22 protein-coding genes are annotated in these 21,631 nt (G+C 66.7%); 9 read left to right on the top strand and 13 right to left on the bottom strand.

The window, feature by feature from the left end:
• Positions 1-246 precede the first annotated feature (246 nt).
• The 3 genes from OCW50_RS21130 to OCW50_RS21120 form a co-directional block, all read right to left on the bottom strand.
• Positions 247-993 carry an SDR family NAD(P)-dependent oxidoreductase gene (locus tag OCW50_RS21130; RefSeq protein WP_262272022.1) on the bottom strand — a complete coding sequence of 249 codons (747 nt, stop codon included), beginning with the start codon at positions 991-993 and terminating at the stop codon, positions 247-249.
• An 89-nt stretch (positions 994-1,082) separates the two neighbouring features.
• Positions 1,083-1,808: an acetoacetyl-CoA reductase gene (phbB, locus tag OCW50_RS21125; protein ID WP_262298846.1), complete on the bottom strand. Its 726-nt coding sequence runs from the start codon at positions 1,806-1,808 to the stop codon at positions 1,083-1,085.
• A gap of 189 nt (positions 1,809-1,997) precedes the next feature.
• Positions 1,998-3,176 (bottom strand): acetyl-CoA C-acetyltransferase, encoded by a 1,179-nt coding sequence (locus OCW50_RS21120; RefSeq protein WP_262298845.1) that lies wholly within the window; start codon positions 3,174-3,176, stop codon positions 1,998-2,000.
• Between the two features lie 234 nt (positions 3,177-3,410).
• On the opposite strand from OCW50_RS21120, the gene phaR reads away from it, so the two are divergent.
• Positions 3,411-3,992, top strand: coding sequence for a polyhydroxyalkanoate synthesis repressor PhaR (gene phaR, locus OCW50_RS21115; RefSeq protein ID WP_262273121.1), 582 nt, complete (start codon positions 3,411-3,413; stop codon positions 3,990-3,992).
• A gap of 21 nt (positions 3,993-4,013) precedes the next feature.
• Here the strand turns inward: phaR and OCW50_RS21110 are convergent, their stop codons facing one another.
• The 3 genes from OCW50_RS21110 to mtgA form a co-directional block, all read right to left on the bottom strand.
• Positions 4,014-5,645, bottom strand: coding sequence for an EAL domain-containing protein (locus OCW50_RS21110; RefSeq protein WP_262298844.1), 1,632 nt, complete (start codon positions 5,643-5,645; stop codon positions 4,014-4,016).
• Between the two features lie 213 nt (positions 5,646-5,858).
• Positions 5,859-6,044 (bottom strand): 50S ribosomal protein L32, encoded by a 186-nt coding sequence (gene rpmF, locus OCW50_RS21105; protein WP_262298843.1) that lies wholly within the window; start codon positions 6,042-6,044, stop codon positions 5,859-5,861.
• Positions 6,045-6,176: 132 nt separating this feature from the next.
• Positions 6,177-6,989 carry a monofunctional biosynthetic peptidoglycan transglycosylase gene (mtgA, locus tag OCW50_RS21100; RefSeq protein WP_373371484.1) on the bottom strand — a complete coding sequence of 271 codons (813 nt, stop codon included), beginning with the start codon at positions 6,987-6,989 and terminating at the stop codon, positions 6,177-6,179.
• Here mtgA and OCW50_RS21095 point away from each other — a divergent pair.
• Positions 6,988-7,914 carry a polyprenyl synthetase family protein gene (locus OCW50_RS21095; protein WP_262298842.1) on the top strand — a complete coding sequence of 309 codons (927 nt, stop codon included), beginning with the start codon at positions 6,988-6,990 and terminating at the stop codon, positions 7,912-7,914. The genes mtgA and OCW50_RS21095 overlap by 2 nt on opposite strands.
• A 7-nt stretch (positions 7,915-7,921) precedes the next feature.
• Here OCW50_RS21095 and OCW50_RS21090 read toward each other — a convergent pair whose 3' ends face one another.
• The 6 genes from OCW50_RS21090 to OCW50_RS21065 form a co-directional block, all read right to left on the bottom strand.
• On the bottom strand, positions 7,922-8,473 hold the full coding sequence (locus OCW50_RS21090; protein WP_262298841.1) for a GNAT family N-acetyltransferase: 552 nt from the start codon (positions 8,471-8,473) through the stop codon (positions 7,922-7,924).
• A 43-nt stretch (positions 8,474-8,516) separates the two neighbouring features.
• The gene (locus OCW50_RS21085; RefSeq protein ID WP_262273117.1) at positions 8,517-10,463 is read right to left on the bottom strand and encodes a potassium transporter Kup; all 1,947 of its coding nucleotides are present in this window, start codon (positions 10,461-10,463) and stop codon (positions 8,517-8,519) included.
• A gap of 186 nt (positions 10,464-10,649) precedes the next feature.
• Positions 10,650-11,930, bottom strand: coding sequence for a flavodoxin-dependent (E)-4-hydroxy-3-methylbut-2-enyl-diphosphate synthase (gene ispG, locus OCW50_RS21080; RefSeq protein ID WP_262298840.1), 1,281 nt, complete (start codon positions 11,928-11,930; stop codon positions 10,650-10,652).
• Positions 11,931-12,027: 97 nt separating this feature from the next.
• Positions 12,028-12,531, bottom strand: coding sequence for a Fur family transcriptional regulator (locus tag OCW50_RS21075; protein WP_262298839.1), 504 nt, complete (start codon positions 12,529-12,531; stop codon positions 12,028-12,030).
• A 281-nt stretch (positions 12,532-12,812) separates the two neighbouring features.
• Positions 12,813-13,466 carry a class I SAM-dependent methyltransferase gene (locus OCW50_RS21070; protein ID WP_262298838.1) on the bottom strand — a complete coding sequence of 218 codons (654 nt, stop codon included), beginning with the start codon at positions 13,464-13,466 and terminating at the stop codon, positions 12,813-12,815.
• Complete coding sequence (locus OCW50_RS21065) at positions 13,463-14,614, bottom strand: glycosyltransferase family 4 protein (protein ID WP_262298837.1); 1,152 nt, start codon at positions 14,612-14,614, stop codon at positions 13,463-13,465. The genes OCW50_RS21070 and OCW50_RS21065 overlap by 4 nt, the downstream gene beginning before the upstream one ends.
• 111 nt (positions 14,615-14,725) lie before the next feature.
• Here OCW50_RS21065 and OCW50_RS21060 point away from each other — a divergent pair, with 111 nt between their 5' ends.
• The 7 genes from OCW50_RS21060 to OCW50_RS21030 all read left to right on the top strand — a co-directional run bounded on the left by OCW50_RS21060 (position 14,726) and on the right by OCW50_RS21030 (position 20,514).
• Positions 14,726-15,043 (top strand): SemiSWEET family sugar transporter, encoded by a 318-nt coding sequence (locus tag OCW50_RS21060; protein WP_262298836.1) that lies wholly within the window; start codon positions 14,726-14,728, stop codon positions 15,041-15,043.
• 27 nt (positions 15,044-15,070) lie between these two features.
• Entirely contained in the window at positions 15,071-16,228 is a 1,158-nt protein-coding gene (locus tag OCW50_RS21055; protein ID WP_262298835.1) for a DNA topoisomerase IB, read from the top strand.
• A 262-nt stretch (positions 16,229-16,490) separates the two neighbouring features.
• On the top strand, positions 16,491-16,838 hold the full coding sequence (locus tag OCW50_RS21050; RefSeq protein WP_262298834.1) for a hypothetical protein: 348 nt from the start codon (positions 16,491-16,493) through the stop codon (positions 16,836-16,838).
• Between the two features lie 98 nt (positions 16,839-16,936).
• Complete coding sequence (locus OCW50_RS21045; protein ID WP_262273109.1) at positions 16,937-17,815, top strand: MBL fold metallo-hydrolase; 879 nt, start codon at positions 16,937-16,939, stop codon at positions 17,813-17,815.
• 70 nt (positions 17,816-17,885) lie between these two features.
• Entirely contained in the window at positions 17,886-19,322 is a 1,437-nt protein-coding gene (locus tag OCW50_RS21040) for a cytochrome ubiquinol oxidase subunit I (protein ID WP_262298833.1), read from the top strand.
• 11 nt (positions 19,323-19,333) lie between these two features.
• On the top strand, positions 19,334-20,383 hold the full coding sequence (cydB, locus tag OCW50_RS21035) for a cytochrome d ubiquinol oxidase subunit II (protein ID WP_262273107.1): 1,050 nt from the start codon (positions 19,334-19,336) through the stop codon (positions 20,381-20,383).
• A complete protein-coding gene (locus OCW50_RS21030; protein WP_262273106.1) occupies positions 20,383-20,514 on the top strand; it encodes a DUF2474 domain-containing protein in 132 nt (43 codons plus the stop codon). Before cydB ends, OCW50_RS21030 begins: the two co-directional genes overlap by 1 nt.
• Positions 20,515-20,602: 88 nt before the next feature.
• Here the strand turns inward: OCW50_RS21030 and OCW50_RS21025 are convergent, their stop codons facing one another.
• Complete coding sequence (locus OCW50_RS21025) at positions 20,603-21,484, bottom strand: hypothetical protein (RefSeq protein WP_262298832.1); 882 nt, start codon at positions 21,482-21,484, stop codon at positions 20,603-20,605.
• Between the last annotated feature and the right edge of the window lie 147 nt (positions 21,485-21,631).

The following is a 21,631-nucleotide window of genomic DNA, read 5'->3' as shown; positions in this document are numbered from 1 at the left end:
CGATCCACCACCCCGTCCTCACCGGGCTCGTCCCGGTGATCCCGCTTCTGAGAGGCGCCGCGCCCCAAGAGATCGGGATGGCCGGCACAAGGCCGGCCATGACGTGGAGAGGGTGGTGTGAGCGGGTGACGACACCCGCCACGTCATCACCGGGCTCGTCCCGGTGATCCCGATTGTCCGATGCTCCCCTCTTGGCTGGCGCACCGTTCGACGGGAAAAACCGGGCCCACTTTTTCGCACGGTGCGCTAGTAGGTGGTGCGCCCGCCGCTCAGATCGAAGGTGGCCGCCGTGGTGAAGGAGTTCTCCTCCGAGAGCATCCAGGCCACCATGGCGGCGATCTCGTGCAGTTCGGCGAAGCGGTCGCGGGGAATGCGCACGCGCATGTATTCGATGAATTCCGGCGTCAGGGATTCGAGGATCTTCGTCTTGGCCGTGGTGGGCGTGATGCAGTTGACCGCGATGCCGGTCTTGGCCAGTTCCTTGCCAAGGGATTTGGTGAGCCCGATGATGCCCGCCTTGGCGGCGCTGTAGGCGGCAAGGTTCGGATTGCCCTCCTTGCCGGCGACCGACGCGATGTTGACGATCCGGCCGTAATCGTTCTCCAGCATGATCGGCACGATGGACCGGCAGCAATTGAAGGTGCCGGTCAGGTTGACGTCCACCACGCTGCGCCACTCCTCGACGGAATAATCGGCGAGCGGCTTGACCGGCCCGGTGATCCCGGCGCCGTTCACGAGGCCGTCGATGCGCCCGAAGGCCCCGCGGGTCTGCTGCGCGGCATGTTCCACCGAGAGGCTGTCGGCCACGTCGACGCTCAGGCCGATGCAATCCTTGGACAGGGCTGCGGCGCTCGCCTCGGTCTCCTCGAGACGGAGATCCCAGATGGCGACCCTGGCGCCCGATTGCACCAGGCGCTCGCCGATCGCATAGCCGATGCCGCGGGCGCCCCCCGTGATCACGACGGTCTTGCCCGCCATGTCGATGCGGTTCATGCCTCAAGTTCTCCGTGTTGCAAGAAGGGATGCGCCGCATCGGGCCCGGAGCGCGGCGTCGGACCGCCTCCGGGACGATGTCGTGCGGATCAGGCCATGTACTGCCCGCCGTTGACGGACAGGGTCGAGCCGGTGACGAAGCCGGCCTCGTCGGCGGCCAGGAAGAGCACGCTGCGGGCGATCTCCTCCGCCTCGCCGAGGCGTCCGACCGGAATGAGCGGCAGGATCTTGGACTTGAGCACCTCTTCGGGGACCGCCTTCACCATCTCGGTGGCGATATAGCCCGGCGCGATCACGTTGACCGTGACGCCCTTGTTGGCGTTCTCCTGCGCGAGCGCCTTGGCGAAACCGATCACGCCCGCCTTCGCGGCGGAATAGTTCGCCTGACCCATCTGGCCCTTCTGGCCGTTGATGGACGAGATGATGATGATGCGCCCGAATCCGCGTTCGCGCATGCCCTCGATCACGGGGCGCGTGCAGGTGAACATGGAATCGAGGTTGGTGCGGATGACGGACGACCACTGGTCGTAGGTCATCTTGTGGAACATGCCGTCGCGGGTGATGCCCGCGTTGTTCACCAGGATGTCGACCGGGCCGAGCTCGGCCTCGACCGCCCGGATGCCGCTCTCGCAGGAGGCCGCATCGGACACGTCGAACTTGAAGACCGGAATGCCGGTTTCACCCTTGAACTGGTTGGCGGCCTCGTCATTGCCGCCGTAATTGGCCGCAACCTTGTAGCCCGCGTCCTTCAAGGCTTTTGAAATCGCGGCACCGATGCCGCGGGTGCCACCGGTGACCAAAACGACACGCGCCATGCTGTTTCCTTCCCAAGACCGTTCGTGCGGATCTCTCGAGGATCCCTTCGCCGTGAGGCGGTCGGAATGGACCGCCTCACAACATAGCTTAGGCTATTTGACGGAACGGGGAAGGGCGAGGCTCCGGAATTTCACCGAGCCTCGCGACGTTTTTGGCCCGCGAGGCGACCGTCAGCGCTCGAGGCACCTTCAGCGCTCGAGGCACATGGCGACGCCCATGCCGCCGCCGATGCACAGGGTGGCGAGACCCTTCTTGGCGTTGCGCCGGCCCATCTCGTGCAGGAGGGTGACCAGGACCCGGGCGCCCGAGGCCCCGATGGGGTGACCGATCGCGATGGCGCCGCCGTTCACGTTCACGATGGACGGATCCCAGCCCATGTCCTTGTTGACCGCCAGCGCCTGGGCGGCGAAGGCCTCGTTGGCCTCGACGAGGTCGAGGTCGGACACTTTCCAGCCGGCCTTTTCCAGGGCCTTGCGGGAGGACGGGATCGGGCCCGTGCCCATGATGGCCGGGTCGACGCCGGCGGTTGCCCAGGAGGCGATGCGGGCGAGCGGGGTCAGGCCGCGCTTCTCGGCCTCCGCCTCCGTCATGAGCACGACGGCGGCAGCGCCGTCATTGATGCCCGACGCGTTGCCGGCCGTGACCGTGCCTTCCTTGGAGAAGGCGGGGCGCAGCTTGGCGAGAGCTTCGACGGTGGTGCCGGCGCGGATATACTCGTCCTGATCCACCACGATGTCACCCTTGCGGCTCGCAATCGTCACGGGCGTGATCTCGTCCTTGAAGCGGCCTTCCTTTTGGGCAGCCTCGGCCTTGTTCTGGGACGCCGTGGCGAACTGGTCCTGCTCCTCGCGGGTGAGCTGCCAGCGCTGGGCCACGTTCTCGGCGGTGTTGCCCATGTGGTAGCCGTGGAAGGCATCCATCAGGCCGTCCTTGAGCATGGTGTCGACGAGCTTGAAATCGCCCATCTTGGTGCCGGCGCGCATATGGGCGGCATGGGGCGCGAGCGACATGGATTCCTGGCCGCCCGCCACGATGATCCCGGCATCGCCGTTGGCGATCTGCTGCATGCCGATGGCGACCGTGCGCAGGCCCGAGCCGCAGAGCTGGTTCAGCGCCCAGGCGGTCTTCTCCTGCGGCACGCCGCCGGCCATGGCGGCCTGTCGGGCCGGGTTCTGGCCCTGGCCCGCGGTGAGGATCTGGCCGAGGATCACCTCGTCCACTTCCGCGCCGTCGACCTGGGCCCGCTCCAGGGCCGCCTTGATGGCGATGGCGCCGAGCTCATGGGCCGGGGTGTTGGCGAAGGCCCCGTTGAACGAGCCGACGGGGGTGCGCGCCGCGCCGACGATGACGATGCTGTCTCGGGCCATTCCTCTCTCCTCATGCTGTTTGTCTGGTCGCAGAATGAATGTAGTGCCGGTCCGATCAAATCCCCAGGGGGTGGGATGTCAAGGATCGGATCATGCAACCCAGCCCTGTGGGCCTTAGACTTTTGGCGCTTTGATCGTTCGGGATAAGACTTATAATCATGGAAGCCTGGCATCCCGCGGATCGGGATGAAGGATGCCGGGCACGGTGGATCTCCCGGGAGCGTATCGGGCACAATGGCGACGGACAAACAACCGACGGTCATCAAGAAATATGCCAACCGCCGCCTCTATCACACGGGTACTTCGACCTACGTGACCCTGGAAGACCTAGCGGGCATGGTGCGCAAGGGCGAGGATTTCGTGGTCTACGACGCGAAGTCCGGCGAGGAGATCACCCGGTCGGTTCTCGCCCAGATCATCTTCGAGCAGGAGAACAAGGAGGGGCCGAACCTCCTGCCCGTCACGGTGCTGCGCCAGCTGATCCGCTTCTACGGCGACAGCATGCAGGCCCTGGTGCCGAGCTATCTCGAATTCTCCATGAACAATCTGTCCCAGGAGCAGCAGAAGCTCCGCGAGCAGATGGCGCAGGCCTTCGGCCCCTCGGCCTTCCAGGCCATGGAGGAGCAGGTGCGCAAGAACATGGGCTTCTTCACCGAGGCCATGCGCATGTTCTCGCCCTTCCCGCAGTCGCAGGCGCCCTCCGGCGCTCCCGAGGCGAAGCCTTCCGCGAGAGGCGAGGGCGGGGACGACCTCGACCGCCTGAAGCAGCAGATGGCCGACATGCAGGCCAAGCTCGACAAGCTGGCCAGCAAGTAGCCTCTCGCGACGCCCGGATCGTCAGCCTCGCGCCTTCTTCAGCATCCGGTGGAGCGCCGAAGGCTGCTGCACCGCCTCCGGGGCGCCGAACAATCCGCCCTGCAGATAATCCACCCCCCAGGCCGTCAGCAGGCGGGCCGTCGCCTCGTCCTCCACCCATTCCGCCGCCGTGGCGATGCCGAGGTGCTGGGCCCGGTCGATCAGGGTCCTGACCATGAGCCGGTCGGCGGTCGAGCGCTTGAGCGGCTGGATGAAGACGCCGTCGATCTTGAGGAGGTCGACAGGCAGCATCCGCAATTGGCCCGGCGTCACGTAGCCGGCTCCGAAGCCGGTGAGGGACAGCCCGACCCCGAGGGCCTTCATGGCATGGAGCCGGCCCAGGGTCTTGCGGCACTCGGTCAGGGCCGCCTCGGGAACCTCGATCACGAGCCGGGACTCGATGCCCGGGCGGGCGCCGAGGTGAGCGGCCAGCAGGGCCAGCCATTCGGCATCCTGGAGCGTTCTGGCCGAGACCGGCAGCGCCAACCGCAGGCCGGGGTGATCGTTGAGGTGATCGGCGGCCAGTTCCAGCATGCGGGCGTCGACCAGAAGGGCGAGGTTCGCCTCCTTCAGCCTCGGCACCGGGCCGAGCAGGATCGGATCGCCCTCGGGGTGCGTCAGGCACGCGACGGCCTGCATCAGGGCCGGGGCGCGGCTTTGTGTTTCCACCACCGGCTGGCAGGCGAGGCTCAGGCTGCGGTCGTTCAGGGCCGCGATCCAATCGAACGGCGCCTGCTCGGCCGCCCGGGAGGCCTTGCTCGGCCGGGCGTCGTAGAGGGTGCAGGAATCGCCGCGCTCGAGGCCGGATGCCAGCGCCTGCTCGGCGAAGCGCAGCAGTTTCGGAGCCTTGAAGGTATGATCCGGCGCGCAGGCGGCTCCAAGACGCAGGGAGCGAGCGGCCGGATGATCCTGCATCAACCCGGCGAGCCGCCGCATGGCGCTCGGAGCCTCCGTGGCCGGGCAGGAGGTCAGGGCCAGGGCGAAGCGGTCGGGTCCGAGAACGGCGAAGAGATCGTGGCGGCGCATTATCGGGCGCGCCATCCGGGCGAGTTCCGCCGCGGAATCGCTGCCATCGCCCTCAAGCGCGCCGACGATCAGGGTGCAGGTCTGGGAGACCCGCACCGCCTCGTTGATGCCGTTCTGGATGCCGCACAAAAGCTCCGAGCGCTGCTGCAGCATGGCGGGCACCAGATCCCGGTCGCCCGGCGCCCGGTCGAGCCGCAATTGGCCCCGGGCATAGGCCGGGCGTCCCTGGACATCCTGCTGCCAGCGGCCCGCATCCTCGACCATCACCACCCGGTCCGGCTCGAAGCGCAGGGCGTACCGCGTCTCGTAAGCACGGCTCGGGCTCCCGGTCATGCCGATGGCGTCCTGACGGGAGAGGCCGCAGCCGGGCTCGACGAGCCAGGAGAACGCCTGACCGGTCTTCGGCAGATCCCGGGACGGCAGACCCAGCGCCTCGGCGGCGCCGGGCCCCCAGGTCAGGGTGTCGGACACCATGTCCCAGGCATACACGATGCCGCTCACCGGGGGTCGGACGGACGGTGAGGCTTGGCGCGGCGACCGGGATACGCCCCTGAAAAGTCCCGTCCGGCCCTGCCCCTTCGTCGCCATCACGCTCACCCTCGACTCTACGCACAGATCGGGGATGGCTGAGGGCACCTCTCGAAAGCCTCGCCGAAACCCCGGAAAACCAAGGGATGCAGGATCGTCCCTCAGGCTTAATGAAGGGTAAAATGCGATGGAAAATCAGTCCGTTTGGGGATAACGGGCATAAAAAAACCGGCGCTCGAGGCGCCGGTTCGGATTGTCGCATGCCGCGTTGGATTACGCGTCGGTCTTCACCTTCAGGACCTGACGGCCACGGTACATGCCGGTCTTCAGGTCAACATGGTGAGGACGGCGCAGCTCGCCGGAATCCTTGTCCTCGATGTAGGTCGGGGTCTTCAAGGCATCCGCGGAGCGACGCATTCCGCGCCGCGAAGGCGACGTTTTTCTTTTTGGAACGGCCATATCTCGTCTCCGGTTAATATAGCGGAGCGCCCGCTCAACCGGGGAACGCTCACATCTCAAACTTGATGAGGTTGCGCCTCATACAAGGTCTTTGGGCAAATATCTAGCCCCTGAAAGCAATCCGAGGGTTTTTCATTGCCGCAGGGCGGTTCCTTGCGGCTTGAGGCAGTCGCTGAAGGGAGCAGCCCTTTCCATGCGGGCCTGGAGCTGGCCCGCCAGGGCCCGATGGCCGGGCCGCGGGCGGGCCGGGTTGCGGACCAGGGGGTTGGGCAGCGCCCGCGCCAGAAGGGCGGCCTCCTGGCGGGTCAGGTTCCTGGCCGGCTTGCGGAAGTATGTCCGGGCGGCCGCCTCGGCGCCGAAGACGCCGTCGCCCCACTCGGCCACGTTGAGATAAACCTCCATCATCTTCCGCTTCGACCAGATCAGGTCGAGATAGAGCGCGACCGGGATCTCCAGACCCTTGCGGACATAGGACCGGCTCGGCCACAGGAAGAGGTTCTTGGCGACCTGCATGGGGATGGTCGAGGCGCCCCGGGACGGACCATCCTCGTCGGCGGCCTCCACCACGTCCCACAGGGCATCCCAATCGACGCCGCTGTGCTCGCAGAAGCGGCTGTCCTCGGCGGTCATGACCGCCAGGGGAAGGGAGGGCGAGATCTCGTCGAGCCCGACGAAGTCCCGCTCGACCGGCTGCAGGGTCAGCCAGCGGCCGAGCATCAGGGTCGAGGCCGGCGGCACGACCCAGTACAAAAGGCCTAGCCAAAAGACCGCCCCAACCCATAAGAGGATGAGACCGAGGCCGATCCGGACGAGGCGGCGGACAAAGCGGGCAACCGTCATCGGCTCCCGCGGCCGTCCCGACCGCAGCGTCCATTTCGGTCGCAACCGTTCACCCGCATTTCCCTCGGACGGAGCGGCAGCCCCTTCCGGATTCAGGCTCGTCATGGCGCCATCCACCAGCACTTTCACGACGCGGCTCTCCGATGCCGCGAGGGTTGTCGAAGCAAGTCTCGAAGCCTTGCTAACAGACAAAGCCGCTCCCGGCGAGCTTGCCCGGCCGCCCCGCCTCATGGCCGCGATGCGTCATGCGGTCCTCGGGGGCGGCAAGCGCCTGAGGCCGTTCCTGACGCTCGAGGCGGCCCGCCTCCTGGGAGCGGAAGGGCAGGGGGCGCTGCGGGCGGGCTGCGCGGTCGAGCTTCTCCACTGCTATTCCCTGGTCCATGACGATCTGCCCTCCATGGACGACGACGACCTGCGCCGGGGGCGGCCCACCGTGCACAAGGCCTATGACGAGGCCACGGCCATTCTCGCGGGCGACGCCCTTCAGACCCTCGCCTTCGAGGTTCTCGCGGATCCCGCCACGGCGTCGGAGCCTGCCATTCGCTCCGACCTCGTGCTCGGCCTTGCCCGCGCCTCGGGGCTCGGGGGCATGGTGGGCGGGCAGCTGCTCGATCTGTCCGCGGAGGGCCGCTACGGGTCCGTCGACATGGGCGAGGCCGACGTGCGCCTGCTGCAGATGATGAAGACGGGGGCGATCCTCACCTTCTCGGTGGAGGCGGGCGCGATCCTGGGGCAGGCGGATGCCGCGGCGCGCCGAAGGCTCGTGGCTTACGGGCGCGCGCTGGGAGCCGCCTTCCAGGTCGCCGACGACATCCTCGACCGCGAGGCCTCCGCCGAGGCGCTCGGCAAGCGCACGGGCAAGGACCAGGAGAAGGGCAAGGCGACCCTCGTCGACCTGCTCGGCATGGACGGCGCCCGCCGCGAATGCCGGCAGCTCGTCGAACAGGCGGACAGCGCCCTCGACGGCTTCGGCCCGCAGGCGCTGGTTCTGCGCGAAGCGGTCCGCTTCGTCGTCGAACGGCAGGTTTGAGCCCGCGTCAATCCTGGGTCGTCGGAACCCAGAATGCCAGCTTGACGTGACCCGGGCGGCGGTTGTGCGGCACGGAGCCCGCAGGGATGCCGCCGTTGGCCAGAATGACCTTTCGCGAAGCATCGTTGTCGTCGTCGCAGGTGATCAGCACGCGCGAGAAGCCCTCCGAGCGGCAGACCGGCAGGATCATGCGCAGGGCCTGCGTGGCGTAGCCGCGGCGCTGCTTCCAGGGCACGATGGTGTAGCCGATATGGCCGTAGACGGCGAGCGGCAGCTCTTCCGTCCCGGGCTGGAAGCGAAAGCCGATGCGGCCGCAGAACGTGCCGTCGCTGATCCAGTAATCGTGCGCCGGCAGGCGCGGCACCTCCTGCCCGTCCGCCAGCCGGACCATCGGGCTGTGGTAGAGGTCGTGGAGAAACCGCTCGGGATCGCGCCGGAGCTGCAGGAGCTGCTCGCGGCTGACGTCCTGGTCCGTGTTGGGTGACCATCCGCGCTCGAGAGCATCGGCATAGAAGGGAAGCCAATCCAGGCTCGGGGGGATGAGGCTGATGTCAGTCATGGAGCATCGAAACTGACATCACGTTCTCTCGCGCGCAACAGGCTTACACCGTGACCTGGGTGCCCACCTCGACGACGCGTCCCGTGGGGATCTGGAAGAAGTCGGTGGCGTCGCTCGCCGATTTCGCCAGGCCGATGAACAGCTTGTCCTGCCAGAGCGGCATGCCGGACTGGCTCGCGGGGCGGATCGAGCGGCGGGACAGGAAGAACGAGGTCGCCATGATGTCGAACTTGAAGCCTTGCTTGCGCAGGATCGCGAGGCCCCGGGGAATGTTGGGCGTTTCCATGTAGCCGTAGCTCAGGCGGATGCGCCAGAATGAATCGCCCACATGCTCAATGGCCACGCGGTCCTCGTCCTCCACGCGCGGAACGTCCGCGCTGTTGACGGTCAGGATCACGTTCTTCTCGTGCAGCACCTTGTTGTGCTTGAGGTTGTGCAGCAGGGCCGCCGGGGCGGTATCCGGGTCGCTGGTCAGGAAGACGGCGGTGCCCTTCACCCGGTGCGGCGGGCTCTTCTCCAGCATCTGCACGAGCTCGAGGAAGGGCACGTCGATCTTGCGGGTCTTCTCGAACAGGATCCGGGTTCCCTTCACCCAGGTCCACATGAGCACGAAGAAAACGCCCGCGATGACGAGCGGGACATAGCCGCCGTCGAGGAGCTTCACCAGGTTCGAGGACAGGAAGGTGAGGTCGATCAGGAGAAGCGGGATCATGATGAGCCCGGTCTTCACCGGCCCCCAGCCCCAGCTCCGGCTCATGACCACGCAGGCGAGCAGGGTGGTGACCACCATGGTGCCGAAGACCGCAATGCCGTAGGCGCTGGCGAGATTGCTGGAGGAGCCGAAGAGCAGCACCAGGCTGACCACGGCGGCGAGCAGGAGCCAGTTCACCCGCGGCAGATAGATCTGGCCCTGATGGGTCTCCGAGGTGAAGCGGACCTCCAGCCGCGGCAGGATGCCGAGCTGGACGGCCTGCCGGGTCAGGGAATAGGCGCCCGTGATCACGGCCTGGCTCGCCACGATGGTTGCCAGGGTGGCGAGGATCACGAGGGGCAGGAGCAGCCAGGGCGGGGCCAGAAGGAAGAAGGGATTGGCGATGGCATCAGGGTTCGACAGCACGAGCGCACCCTGGCCGAGATAGTTCAGGGCGAGAGCCGGAAAGACCACCGTGCTCCAGGCCGTGCGGATGGGCCTGCGGCCGAAATGGCCGAGATCCGCGTAGAGCGCCTCGGCGCCGGTCACGGCCAGGCAGACGCTGCCGAGGATCGCGAAGGCGGTGCCCGGGTGCGTGACCAGGAAGGAGACGCCGTGATACGGGTTGAACGCGAGCAGGACCTCCCAATCGTCGGCGATGTGGAGGAGGCCGAGGGCCCCCATGCTGATGAACCACAGGAGCGTGAGAGGGCCGAAGAAGGCCGCCACCTTGCCGGTGCCGCGGCTCTGCACGGCGAAGAGGGCGACAAGGATCGCCACGGCGCCCGGCAGGATATAGGCCTCGAAGGACGGACCCACGAGCTTGAGTCCTTCCAGGGCCGACAGCACGGACATGGCCGGCGTGATCGCCGCGTCCCCGTAGAAGAGGGCCGCGCCCGCCATGCCCATCATGAGGATCGGAAGGCTCCGTCGCCCGAGCGCGCGCTGCGCCAGGGCGACCAGGGTGAGCGAGCCGCCTTCGCCCTTGTTGTCGGCCCGGAGCAGCAGGACCACGTATTTCACCGACACGGTGAGGATGAGGGCCCAGAGCAGGAGCGACAGGATGCTGATCACGAGCTCGCGGGTCAGGGGAACGGGCGTTCCATGGTGACCGCCGGTGGCGGCCAACACCGTCTCCCGCATGGCGTAAAGCGGGCTGGTGCCGATATCGCCATAGACGACCCCGATGGCGCCGAGGGTCAGGGTCCAGAAGCTCGCCTTGAAATGGCTGTCCGGTAAGGTGGCCTCAGGGGCTGCGGAATCTGCATGTCCCGGGGCAACGGCGTGCTGTTCTGCCATGTGTGCTTTTCTTTGCGGACGTGCCCGCGGACGGCCCTTGTTGAAGTACCCTGTAGACGACGAAGGGCGGCCCCCTTCTCCAACGAGCGCAGCGGCCGTCATTGCCGGCGCGGCGGCTCTCTAGCATATCGCGCCTTAGCTTAAAAACGGAATTTCGCAGGAGGTTCCATGGCCACGCTTGCCGCCTCACTCGGCGGCGTCGCGCCCCGGCTGGCCATAGCTCTTCTCGATGTAGTCGATCACGATCTTCTGGAAATCCTGGGCGAGCGTCGGGCCGCGCAGGGTCATGGCCTTCTTCCCGTCGATGAAGACAGGTGCCGCGGGCTGCTCGCCGGTGCCGGGCAGGGAGATGCCGATATTCGCGTGCTTCGACTCGCCCGGCCCGTTCACGATGCAGCCCATCACGGCCACGTTGAGGTTCTCGACGCCCGGGTAGATCCGGCGCCACTCGGGCATCGAGGTGGAGATCCAGGTCTGGATGTCCCGGGCCAGTTCCTGGAATACCGACGAGGTGGTCCGCCCGCAGCCCGGGCAGGCGGCGACGAGCGGCACGAAGGTTCGGAACCCCATGGTCTGGAGCAGTTCCTGGGCGGTCTTGACCTCCAGGGTCCGGTCGCCGCCGGGCTCCGGGGTCAGGGAATAGCGGATCGTGTCGCCGATCCCCTGCTGGAGCAGGATCCCCATGGCGGCCGAGGACGCCACGATGCCCTTCGTGCCCATGCCGGCCTCGGTGAGCCCGAGATGGATCGCGTAATCGGAGCGGCGGGCCAGATCCTGATAGACGGCGATCAGGTCCTGCACCGCCGAGACCTTGGCCGACAGGATGATCCGGTCGCGCCCGAGGCCGATCTCCTCCGCACGGGCGGCGGAGAGCAGGGCCGACTGGATCATGGCCTCGCGGGTGACCCAGCGCATGTCGCGCGGGCTCGCCGAGGCCGCGTTCTCGTTCATCAGATGCGTCAGCAGCTCCTGGTCGAGAGACCCCCAGTTGGCCCCGATCCGGACCGCCTTGCCATGCCGGATCGCCTGCTCGACGATGGCGCCGAACTGCCGGTCCTTCTTCTCCCGGAAGCCCACGTTGCCCGGATTGATGCGATACTTGGCGAGCGCCTCGGCGCAGGCCGGATGGTCGGCGAGGAGCTGATGGCCGATATAATGGAAGTCGCCGACCAGCGGCACGTCGACGCCGAGCCGGTCGAGCCGCTCGCGGATCTTCGGCACGGCCGCGGCCGCCTCGTCGCGATCGACGGTGATGCGCACGATCTCCGACCCCGCGCGGGCGAGCGCCGCCACCTGGGCGACGGTCGCGTCCACGTCCGCCGTATCCGTGTTGGTCATCGACTGGACCACGATCGGCGCGCCGCCGCCGACCATGACGGATCCGACGCGCACGCCCACCGTACGGTGGCGCGGGGCGGAGCCGGCGAGGCTTTCGGAGACGGGCTCAGAGGGCGAGATGAGGGACATGCTGCATTCCACGACGGCAGCTCCAGGCTGCCGCCGTTTAGCTGATGCCAAACATCTGCTTCGTCAAGCGCGGCTTAATGGTGCGGAGAACGTCGCCTCAGTGAACGTCCTGGCACCGGGCGCAACGCCCGGTGATCTCCAGAACCTTCGTGCGCGGCTGGTAGCCCTGATCCCGGAGGACCTTGAGCACGGTCTCGGCCACGTCCGGGGACGCGATTTCGTTCACGTCCCCGCATCCGTCGCAGATCAGGAACGCCGTCGTGCGTGCGCCGGCGACGGTCCCCGAACTGGCGATGTAGGCGTTGCGGCTCGCCAGCCGATGCACCAGCTCCTGCTCGATGAGGAAGTCCAAGGCGCGGTAGATGGTGATGGGAGCCATGCGCCGCCCCTGCGAGCCGAGCAGATCCACCAGGTCGTAGGCGCCGAGCGGCCCGTCGACCCCATGGAGAGCTTCGAGCACCCGGCGGCGGATCGGGGTGAGCCGCGCGCCCTTCGATCGGCAGACGGCTTCCGACTGGGCGATGGCGCGTTCCGTTCTGTCCGAGTCGGTCGGAGCGTCCGCGTGGGAAAGTCTGTGGTGAAGCGATAATGCATGGGCCATTGGATCATCCCTGGCTAAATGACTAAAATCTGGCGCCCCCGCCTGCTCTGCGCCCCGTGCGAGGCACGAATCCACCCAATTCATATAGGTTATAACACTACATAAATAAAGTGGGGAAACGCCCCCGCGTCTGCAATCCAACGTTGCAGATTTGCATAGAGTCGAGCTAAAGCATCGGACCCAAAAGTGGACTTGCACTTTTGGGATCGATCCGATGCTTTCTTCTTGAATGAGAGCATCGGTCAGAACGGAATACCGGGGCCACTTTTCCGTCCGATGCTCTAGGGCTGCCGGAAGCGCCAGACGCTCGAGCTCTTCACGTCGGAATCCTCGAGAGTCCGGGTGACAGGCACTTCGTAGACGGCGAGGTTCTCCAGGCGATCCTTGGGAAGGTAGCTGCGTCCGGGATCGCCGATCAGGACGGTGGCGCCCCTCCGGCTCAAGGAAAGCAGCCAGTCGGTCACCCGCTCGGCGAGATCGCGCTCGTAGCAGATGTCGCCGGCGAGCACCGCGTCCCAGCCGCGATCCTGCCCCACGACGTCCTCCCGGAGCGGGGTGATCGACGAAACGCCGTTGGCCGCGGCGTTCATGCCGATCGCCGCGACCGCGAAGGCATCGATGTCGCAGGCGGTCACCGCGGAGGCGCCGGCCTTCATGGCCGCGATGGCGACGAGGCCCGAGCCCGAGGCGAAATCCAGGACGCGCCGCCCGCGGACGGTTTCCGGATGATCGAGGACGTAGCGGGCAAGCGCCTGTCCGCCCGCCCAGGCGAAGGCCCAGAAGGGCGGCGGCAGGCCGATCTCGCCCAGTTCCTCCTCGGTCTTCTGCCAGAGCTCCGTCGCTTCGTCGGCCACGTGCAGGGAGATTTCCGGCGCGTGAGGCACGGGGCGGAGCCGGGTCTCGGAGCGGATGAAGGCGATGGGGTCGGAGATCATGAGGCCAGCATCGAGCGGTAAAGCCGTTTGACGCTCTCGATGACATCCCGTTCCGTGAAACCGTCGAGAACGCGCGTGCGCGCCGCCTCGCCCATGCGGGCGACGATGTCCGGCTGGCCGGACAAGGCCGTGAGCGCCTCCGCCAGGCCGTCCGTGTCGTCGGCCGGAACGAGGCGCCCTTCGATCCCGTCCCGCACCAGGGTCCGGCAGCCGGGAACATCGGTCGTCACGATGGCGCGGCCGCAGGCGGCGGCCTCCAGCAGCGTCCGCGGAAGCCCCTCGCCGCCGCGCGAGGGCAGGCAGGCCACGTGATGCGCGCGCCAGACGGCGGCCACGTCCCGCGTGGGCCCATGCCAGGAGATGCCGGGCTCGGCGCTCCAGGCCTTCAGGGTCTCCTCCGGAATCGCCTTCGGGTTCGAGGGATCCGGGGCGCCGTAAAGGGAGAGCTCGACGGCCGCGCCCTCCGCCCGTGCCCGACGGACCGCTTCCACGGCCAGGTCGATGCCCTTGGACCAGAGCATGCGGGCCACCACCGCAATCCTGAGCGGCGGCTGCACGGGCAGGGGGGTGGGCCGAAAATGGTCCGGGTCGATGCCGGCTCCGCCGAGAATGGTGACGCGCTCGCTCGCGGGATCGAGCCCGAGGAGCTTGGGATCGTCCGTGTTCTCGAAGACATAGCGGGTCTGGCGGGTTTCGAGCCCGCGCACGAGCAGGCGCACGGCGCGCTGCGAGAGGCGTGCGATCCTGTCCGTCCGGGCTCCCAGGAAGCCCGAGCCGGTCAGCGCATAGACCCGGCGGCCGATCCCCGCCAGGGCGGCCGCGAAGCCTCCGACCAGGATTCCCTTGAGGGCGATGCAATGGACGAGATCGGCCTTCTCGGCCTTCAGGATCGCGGCAAGCTGACCGGCCGCATAGCCGGCCGCCATGGGATTCAGGCTACGCCGCTCGGCTTCGAGCGGGACCACTTTCGCCCCCGTGGCCTCGATCGCCTCCCGGTGCGTGCGCACGCGGGTCACGACCGTGACCTCGAGCCCGAGCTCGCGGGCCGCCTTGGCCATGGGCAGGAAATGGGAGGCGAAGAACCAGTCCTCGGTGATCACGAAGACGATCTTGCGGCCTTGGACGTCAGGCAGGGACAAGGAAGACAAGGGATGATCCGGATGAAGAGGCTGGGCCCTTCTAACCCCCGCGAAGGGCAAAAGGGAACTCCCCCGATCGGGACCCGTTGCCGTCATCTCGAAACATGGGAGACAACCGACATGCCGGAATGGCTGCCGACCGTCCTGGCCACGATCGCAGGCCTCCTCTCGACCTCGAGCTTCATTCCCCAGGTGGTCAAGGCATGGCGGGAGCGCGACACGCGGGCCATCTCGAAGCACATGTACGTGGTCACGGTGACGGCCTTCGTCCTGTGGTCGGCCTACGGGTTCCTGATCGGCAGCTGGCCCGTGATGGTCTTCAACCTGCTGAGCCTGGTCCTGAGCGCCACCATTCTGGTCTTCAAGATCCGGAACGACCGGGGCAAATCGTCAGGGGCGAGGACGCCCAGGGAACCCGCGATGGCACGGACCGGTTGACGTTCTGCTTTTTCCAAAAGGCCTTCCATGCCGGAACCGAACGCCACCGCCGAGAATGTCATCGACCCGCGTGACGCCGCCGAATCGGCGGGGTTGCGGTACGTCTCCGACGAGGAGCCCGGCATCCGGCGCAGGAAATCCGGCAAGGGCTTCACCTATACCGGCCCCGACGGCAGGACGATCGACGACAGGTCGATCCTGGAGCGCATCAAGTCGCTGGCGATCCCGCCCGCCTACACGGACGTGTGGATCTGCACGAAGGCGAACGGCCACATCCAGGCCACGGGCCGCGACGCCAAGGGCCGCAAGCAGTACCGTTACCATCCGGCCTTCCGGGAGGTTCGCGAGAGCACGAAATACGAGCACATGCTGGAGTTCGCCCGCGGGCTGCCGGCCATCCGAAAGACCATCGACGCACATATGAGCCTGCGCGGGCTTCCGCGCGAGAAGGTGCTGGCCACGGTGGTGCATCTGCTCGAGAACACGCTCATCCGGGTGGGCAACTCCGATTACGTCAAGCAGAACAAGAGCTATGGCCTGACCACCCTGCGCGACCCGCACGTGAAGGTCGACGGCGGCGAGCTGCGGTTCCAGTTCAAGGGCAAGAGCGGCAAGACCTGGCGCCTGCAGGTCAAGGACCGGCGCATCGCCAAGATCGTGAAGGCCTGCCAGGATCTGCCCGGTCAGGACCTGTTTCAATACCTCGACGAGAACGGCGAGCAGCAATCGGTCACCTCGGCCGACGTGAACGCCTACTTGAAGGAAATCACGGGAAGCGAGATCACGGCCAAGGACTTCCGGACCTGGGCCGGCACCGTTCTGGCGGCCCTGGCTCTGGCCGAATTCGAGGCGTTCGACAGCGACGCCAAGGCAAAGAAGAACATCCGGGCGGCCATCGAGAAGGTGTCCGCCCGCCTCGGCAACACGCCGAGCATCTGCCGCAAATGCTACGTGCATCCGGAGGTCTTCGCCTCCTATCTCGACGGCGGCCTGCTCCTGGACGTCAAGGAAGAGATCGAGACCGAGCTGCGCGAGGATCTCGCCAGCCTCAAGCCCGAGGAGGCGGCCGTGCTGGCGCTGCTGGAGCAGCGCATCTCCCGGGAGGTCGAGAAGCAGCCCGCGAGGAAGCGCCGCCGCCCGTCGTCCAGGAAATCCGACAAGACGGAGCCCGAGATGCGGGTTTGAGACGATGCCTGGTTCATGGTCTGCCCGGATGAAGTCGAGCAGCGGTCCGGGATCAGATGCCGGACCGGTCGAGCCTCTCACGTCATGGCCGGGCTCGTCCCGGCCATCCCGATGACGTGAGGCGCCGAGCCCATCCGATCGGGATCACCGGCACAAGGCCGGTGACGACAGGGAGGAAGGATGACGCTCAGGCGCGGCCCAAGCCTTGACGCCTCTCCCGTCCCATGGTCCATCGCATCGGCAACGAACGGACGGGACTGTGATGGCACCGTGGACGATAGGGGCGGCCCTCGCGGCTTTCCTGGCCTGCTTCCTTGCGGGCGAAACGGCGCCCGCTCTCGCGCAGGGGCGCGAGCCCCGGAGCTGGCCCGAGGTCAAATGCGACCGCTACCGGAAAGCCTGGTCCGATGCGCTCGCCCATAGGGGCACGAAGGGTCTGGGCCGGGAGTTTCTCGAGCGCCATGAGGCTTTCCTAGCCTCGGGCTGCACGACGAAGGGCGACGTCTGCCCACGCACGGCGGAGGAACTCGATCTCGCCAACATGATGGTCGTCGCCGCCATGAATGCCGGAACGGCGAGCACGTTCCCGCCCTTCGCCTGCCGCAGGTGAAGGGATGGGTGAAGGGACAGACGGCCCCTCCGACGGTCGAACATTCTCCCGCCTGACCCGTTAGGGCTTCGCCACCTTCATTCCAGCGAGGCCTCCCCATGCGCATCCATCATCTCAATTGCGGTTGCATGTGTCCCGTCGGCGGGCGGCTGTGGGATGGCGTCAGCCGGGGCCTGACGGGACAACTCATCTGCCATTGCCTCCTGGTCGAGACGGACACCAGCGGGCTCGTCCTCGTGGATACGGGATTCGGCTCCCGGGACGTGGAGGATCCCTATGGGCGGATCAGCCCGCTCTTCATCCACACGAACCGCATCCGGCTCGAGCACCGCTACACGGCGCTGGAACAGGTGAAGAGCCTCGGCTTCTCGCCCCGCGACGTGCGCCACATCGTGCTGACCCATCTCGATTTCGATCATGCCGGCGGCCTCGAGGATTTCCCGGAAGCCGTCGTCCATGTCCTGCGCGCGGAGGTCGAGGAAGCCGAGGTGAGGCACGGCTTCATTCACCGCCGCCGCTACAGTCCCGGGCAATGGGACGAGGTGCGCGACTGGCGGTTCTACGATCCCACCGGGGAGCGCTGGTTCGGATTCGGCTCCGTGCGCGACCTCGACGGGCTGCCGCCCGAGATCCTGATGATCCCCCTGCCGGGCCACACGATGGGCCATGCCGGGATCGCCATCGACACGCCGGACGGGTGGCTGCTCAATGCGGGCGACGCCTATTTCTACCGGCACGAGATGGACGCGGACCCGTCCTGCACGCCCGGTCTCGCGGCTTATCAGCGGCTGATGGAGGAGGACCGGGGGCTGCGCCTTCACAACCAGGAGCGGCTGCGGGATCTCGCCAATGACGGGCGCAGCGACGTCAAGATCTTCTGCAGCCACGACCCGATCGAGCTCGAAGCCCTGCAGCGCCTGAGCACCGGATGGCGCCCGATCCGGGCGGACCGTCGTCCACCCTTGCGGGCTCATTGAGCCGCGTCCCCTGGTCCCTGCCTGCCGCCGCCCTAAAAGCAGGCAGGTAGGCCGACGAGGGGAAGAGGACATGGAATTCGACGCCCTGATGCTTTCGCGCATCCAGTTCGCGTTCACGATCGCCTTCCACATCATCTTTCCGGCTTTCACCATCGGTCTCGCCAGCTGGCTCGCGGCGCTCGAATTCAACTGGCTGCGCACCGGAAATCCGCTCTACCGCACGCTCTTCCGGTTCTGGGTGAAGGTGTTCGCGGTCTCCTTCGGCCTCGGCGTCGTGTCCGGCATCGTGATGAGCTACCAGTTCGGCACGAACTGGTCACGCTTCTCCGAGTTCACCGGCAACGTGCTCGGTCCGGTCATCGCCTACGAGGTCATCACGGCCTTCTTCCTGGAGGCTGCCTTCCTGGGCATCATGCTCTTCGGCTGGGAGAGGGTCGGCGACCGGCTCCATTTCTTCGCCACCTGCATGGTGGCCCTGGGGACCCTGATCTCCGCCTTCTGGATTCTGTCAGCCAATTCCTGGATGCAGACGCCGGACGGGTTCGCCATCGAGAACGGCAAGGCGGTGCCGGTCGACTGGTTCAAGGTCGTGTTCAATCCGTCCTTCCCCCTGCGCTATGCGCATATGGTCATGGGCTGCTACCTGACGACCGCGTTCGCGGTCGCCGGCATGTCCGCCTGGATGCTGCTCCGGCATCCGCACGACGCTCCGGCGGCGAAGCTCGCGGGATCGCGTCGCTCCCTGTCCATGGCGCTGTGGTTCGCGACCATCTTCGTGCCGATCCAGATCGTCATCGGCGATCTCCACGGCCTCGGCGTGCTCAAGTACCAGCCGACGAAACTGGCCGCCATCGAGGGCAACTGGGACCGCATGGCGAACATGCCGCTGCGCCTCTTCGCCATTCCGGACGAGGTGGCGGAAACGAACCATTACGAGATCGGCATTCCGAAAATCGGCAGCTGGGTTCTCACGCATGCCTTCCACGGCGTCGTGCCGGGCCTGAAGGAGGTTCCCCGGGACGAGCGCCCGCCCGTCTGGCCGGTCTTCTTCTCCTTCCGCATCATGGTCGGCATCGGCTTCGCGATGCTCGGACTCGGCCTGTGGAGCCTGTATCTGCGCTGGAAGGGTACGCTGTTCAGCAACAGGCCGTTCCTGACCGCCGCCATGATCATGACGCCCTCGGGCTTCGGCGCCGTGCTCTTCGGCTGGTTCACGGCGGAGATCGGCCGCCAGCCCTGGGTGGTCTACGGACATCTGCGCACGGTGGACGCGGTGTCTCCCATCGCGCCCGGCGCGGTCACCGCATCGCTCCTGACCTTCATCGTCGTCTATGCCTTCGTGTTCGGCTTCGGCTCCTATTATCTCGCCAAGCTCCTGCGGCGCGGGCCCGATCCGATCGAGGACATCCGGGGAGACGATCTCGACAAGAAGCCGAAGCGTCCGTTCTCGTTGCCCGACGAAGGGCTCGAAGGGCGCTCTCGACATCGTGCACAGCCGGCGGAATAGGAGGGCGAGGCATGTTCGGCTTCGGGATGGAACACGAAGGACTGGCCTTCTGGCTGCCGCTGATCTGGTCGGGTCTGATCGCGGTGGCCGTGGCCATGTACGTGATCGTCGACGGGTTCGATCTCGGCGTCGGCATTCTGTTCAAGGCGGCCCGCAGCGGGAACTGGCGCGACCGCATGATGTTTTCGGTCGCACCGATCTGGGACGGCAACGAGACCTGGCTCATCCTCGGCGGCGGCGGTCTCTTCGCCGTGTTCCACATCGCCTATGCGGTGCTCATGCCGGCCCTCTACGTGCCGATCATCCTCATGCTGATCGCGCTGATCTTCCGCGGCGTCGCCTTCGAGTTCCGCTTCAAGGCGGACCGGTCGAAATTCCTCTGGGACAACGCCTTCTTCTTCGGCTCGCTGCTGGCGACCTTCTTCCAGGGCATGGTGCTGGGCGCCTTCGTCCAGGGATTCGCCACCGACGGGCGCCAGTTCACCGGCGGCACCTTCGATTTCCTCACGCCCTTCAGCGTGCTCACCGGCCTCAGCCTGATCTTCGGCTACGGGCTTCTCGGCGCGACCTGGTGCGTGATGAAGACCACGGGCGAACTGGAGATCTGGGCGCGGCGCATGGCCGTGCGCTTTCTCGTCGCCACCGTGCTCGCCATGGCGGCCGTGTCCGTGTGGGTGCCGTTCCTGGGGCGGCAGATCGAGACGCGCTGGTTCTCCTGGCCCAACATCGCGTTCCTCGCGCCGATTCCCCTGGTGACCGCGTACGTGGCCTACAGGCTCCTGCGCGATCTGGAGGAGGGGCGTCATGTGCGCCCGTTCTTCCTGGCGGTCGGCCTGTTCCTGCTTGGCTATCTCGGTCTCGGGGTCAGCCTCTTCCCCTACATCGTGCCGCCGAACCTCACGATCTGGGACACGGCCAACACGGTGAACTCCCAGCTCTTCGCCCTGGTGGGCTTCGCGATCGTGCTGCCGATCACCTTCGCCTACACGGCCTATGCCTATTACGTCTTCCGCGGCAAGGTGGCGGACGAGATCTCCGGCGGCGGCTACGGTTATCACTGATGGGGGCCGAGACGCACCGTCCGCCGGAGCCGCGTTCGAAGCGCCTGCTCTGGTTCGTGGCCCTGTACGGGGCGAGCCTCGCGGTGTTCGCGGGGCTCGTCTACGGGCTGAGGCTGATCATCCCTCATTAGCGCATTTTTCGGCGAAGTGGATCCGGTTCGCCGTCAAAAATGCGGCATGGCAAAGAAGAGAGGTAATTCCACGCTAGTGGAAACAGCTCTAGCGATAGGTGCCGATGAACCCCTTGTCGGTGACCACGACCCAGCGGGCGCCGCGACGCTCGATGCCTTCGATGCGGCCGACGCCCGGGAGGACGCCGCCCGGCATGACCTCGTAGAGGCGTCGGTTGCGGTTCTCGACCAGGGCCGCGCCGTCATAGACCTCGCGCAGGACCCATCCGTCGACCGGCTCGCTCCTCGCCAGCTTGGGAGCCGGGGGCTCCGGCTTCAGCGCGACCGCCTCCGGCTTCGGGGCAGGGGTTTCCTCCTTGAGGGCCGCTTCCGTGACCGGAGGCGCGGCGGGCGCCGCCGGCTTCGGGTTCAGGCCGGCTAGGGTGGTGAGGATCTGGCTCTCCATCCGGTCGAGCCGATCCTCGAGACCCGCAAGCTTCCTGCCGGGCTCCTGCAGGCTGGTGGCGAGGCGCTCGATCCTGTCGGAGAGCTTCGACTGTTCGGAAGCCGAGGAGGTGGAGGCGGTGTGCTCGACATCCTTGAACGCGACCACGGTTTCCCGCAGGGCGTCGAGATCCGTGCTCAGGCGGGCAAGAATCTCCCGGCTGCGGGCCGTCTCGGCCTCGAGCCTGCCGACGGCGTCCCGGTTGGCCAGGGTTCCCACGTAGGAGGCCGACCACCCGGCTCCGACGAGCACGAGGGCCACGGCGGCCTGGGCGAGGAAACGGGCCGCGGAGGATGTCGCGCCGGCCGGGACCTTCTCCCGGGCCGGTCCCTCGGGGGAGGAGAATTTCGGGCGAAGCTTCGCGCTTCTGATGGCCTCTTCCAGGGCCGCGCTGGCCGTGGGGTCGATCTGGACGGGTCCGGCGGACGATGCGCCGGTCCGTTTCGCGGCTTCGCTGCAGTCCTGAGAACGTATGTTGATGTCCATATTCCGACCTCATTTCCAGGTCAGAGACCATTAACCCTAAAAGTTTACCAAAGCGTTATCCCTGGCGTTAAGTCATTGCATTGCATGACCTCTCCGAACGAAGAGGGGCATAAAATTTGCAGGGCGGTCTCTAAGTTTTTGTTGACA

It is taken from the genome of Microvirga sesbaniae, assembly GCF_025460805.1.
Taxonomy (GTDB): domain Bacteria; phylum Pseudomonadota; class Alphaproteobacteria; order Rhizobiales; family Beijerinckiaceae; genus Microvirga; species Microvirga sesbaniae.
The sequence above is the reverse complement of the archived record's forward strand: the minus strand, read 5'-3'. Positions and strand labels throughout refer to the sequence as shown.

Bases quoted from the DNA above. Each gene is read 5' to 3' on its own strand.
- phaR (WP_262273121.1), top strand. From the start codon at position 3,411: ATGGCGACGGACAAACAACCGACGGTCATCAAGAAATATGCCAACCGC.
- OCW50_RS21075 (WP_262298839.1), bottom strand. From the start codon at position 12,531: ATGGCCCATGCATTATCGCTTCACCACAGACTTTCCCACGCGGACGCT.
- OCW50_RS21045 (WP_262273109.1), top strand. From the start codon at position 16,937: ATGCGCATCCATCATCTCAATTGCGGTTGCATGTGTCCCGTCGGCGGG.
- OCW50_RS21060 (WP_262298836.1), top strand. From the start codon at position 14,726: ATGCCGGAATGGCTGCCGACCGTCCTGGCCACGATCGCAGGCCTCCTC.
- OCW50_RS21110 (WP_262298844.1), bottom strand. From the start codon at position 5,645: ATGGCGACGAAGGGGCAGGGCCGGACGGGACTTTTCAGGGGCGTATCC.
- OCW50_RS21040 (WP_262298833.1), top strand. From the start codon at position 17,886: ATGGAATTCGACGCCCTGATGCTTTCGCGCATCCAGTTCGCGTTCACG.
- mtgA (WP_373371484.1), bottom strand. From the start codon at position 6,989: ATGACGAGCCTGAATCCGGAAGGGGCTGCCGCTCCGTCCGAGGGAAAT.
- rpmF (WP_262298843.1), bottom strand. From the start codon at position 6,044: ATGGCCGTTCCAAAAAGAAAAACGTCGCCTTCGCGGCGCGGAATGCGT.
- OCW50_RS21095 (WP_262298842.1), top strand. From the start codon at position 6,988: ATGGCGCCATCCACCAGCACTTTCACGACGCGGCTCTCCGATGCCGCG.
- phbB (WP_262298846.1), bottom strand. From the start codon at position 1,808: ATGGCGCGTGTCGTTTTGGTCACCGGTGGCACCCGCGGCATCGGTGCC.
- OCW50_RS21120 (WP_262298845.1), bottom strand. From the start codon at position 3,176: ATGGCCCGAGACAGCATCGTCATCGTCGGCGCGGCGCGCACCCCCGTC.
- OCW50_RS21025 (WP_262298832.1), bottom strand. From the start codon at position 21,484: ATGGACATCAACATACGTTCTCAGGACTGCAGCGAAGCCGCGAAACGG.
- OCW50_RS21030 (WP_262273106.1), top strand. From the start codon at position 20,383: ATGGGGGCCGAGACGCACCGTCCGCCGGAGCCGCGTTCGAAGCGCCTG.
- OCW50_RS21085 (WP_262273117.1), bottom strand. From the start codon at position 10,463: ATGGCAGAACAGCACGCCGTTGCCCCGGGACATGCAGATTCCGCAGCC.
- OCW50_RS21055 (WP_262298835.1), top strand. From the start codon at position 15,071: ATGCCGGAACCGAACGCCACCGCCGAGAATGTCATCGACCCGCGTGAC.
- ispG (WP_262298840.1), bottom strand. From the start codon at position 11,930: ATGTCCCTCATCTCGCCCTCTGAGCCCGTCTCCGAAAGCCTCGCCGGC.
- cydB (WP_262273107.1), top strand. From the start codon at position 19,334: ATGTTCGGCTTCGGGATGGAACACGAAGGACTGGCCTTCTGGCTGCCG.
- OCW50_RS21070 (WP_262298838.1), bottom strand. From the start codon at position 13,466: ATGATCTCCGACCCCATCGCCTTCATCCGCTCCGAGACCCGGCTCCGC.
- OCW50_RS21090 (WP_262298841.1), bottom strand. From the start codon at position 8,473: ATGACTGACATCAGCCTCATCCCCCCGAGCCTGGATTGGCTTCCCTTC.
- OCW50_RS21130 (WP_262272022.1), bottom strand. From the start codon at position 993: ATGAACCGCATCGACATGGCGGGCAAGACCGTCGTGATCACGGGGGGC.
- OCW50_RS21050 (WP_262298834.1), top strand. From the start codon at position 16,491: ATGGCACCGTGGACGATAGGGGCGGCCCTCGCGGCTTTCCTGGCCTGC.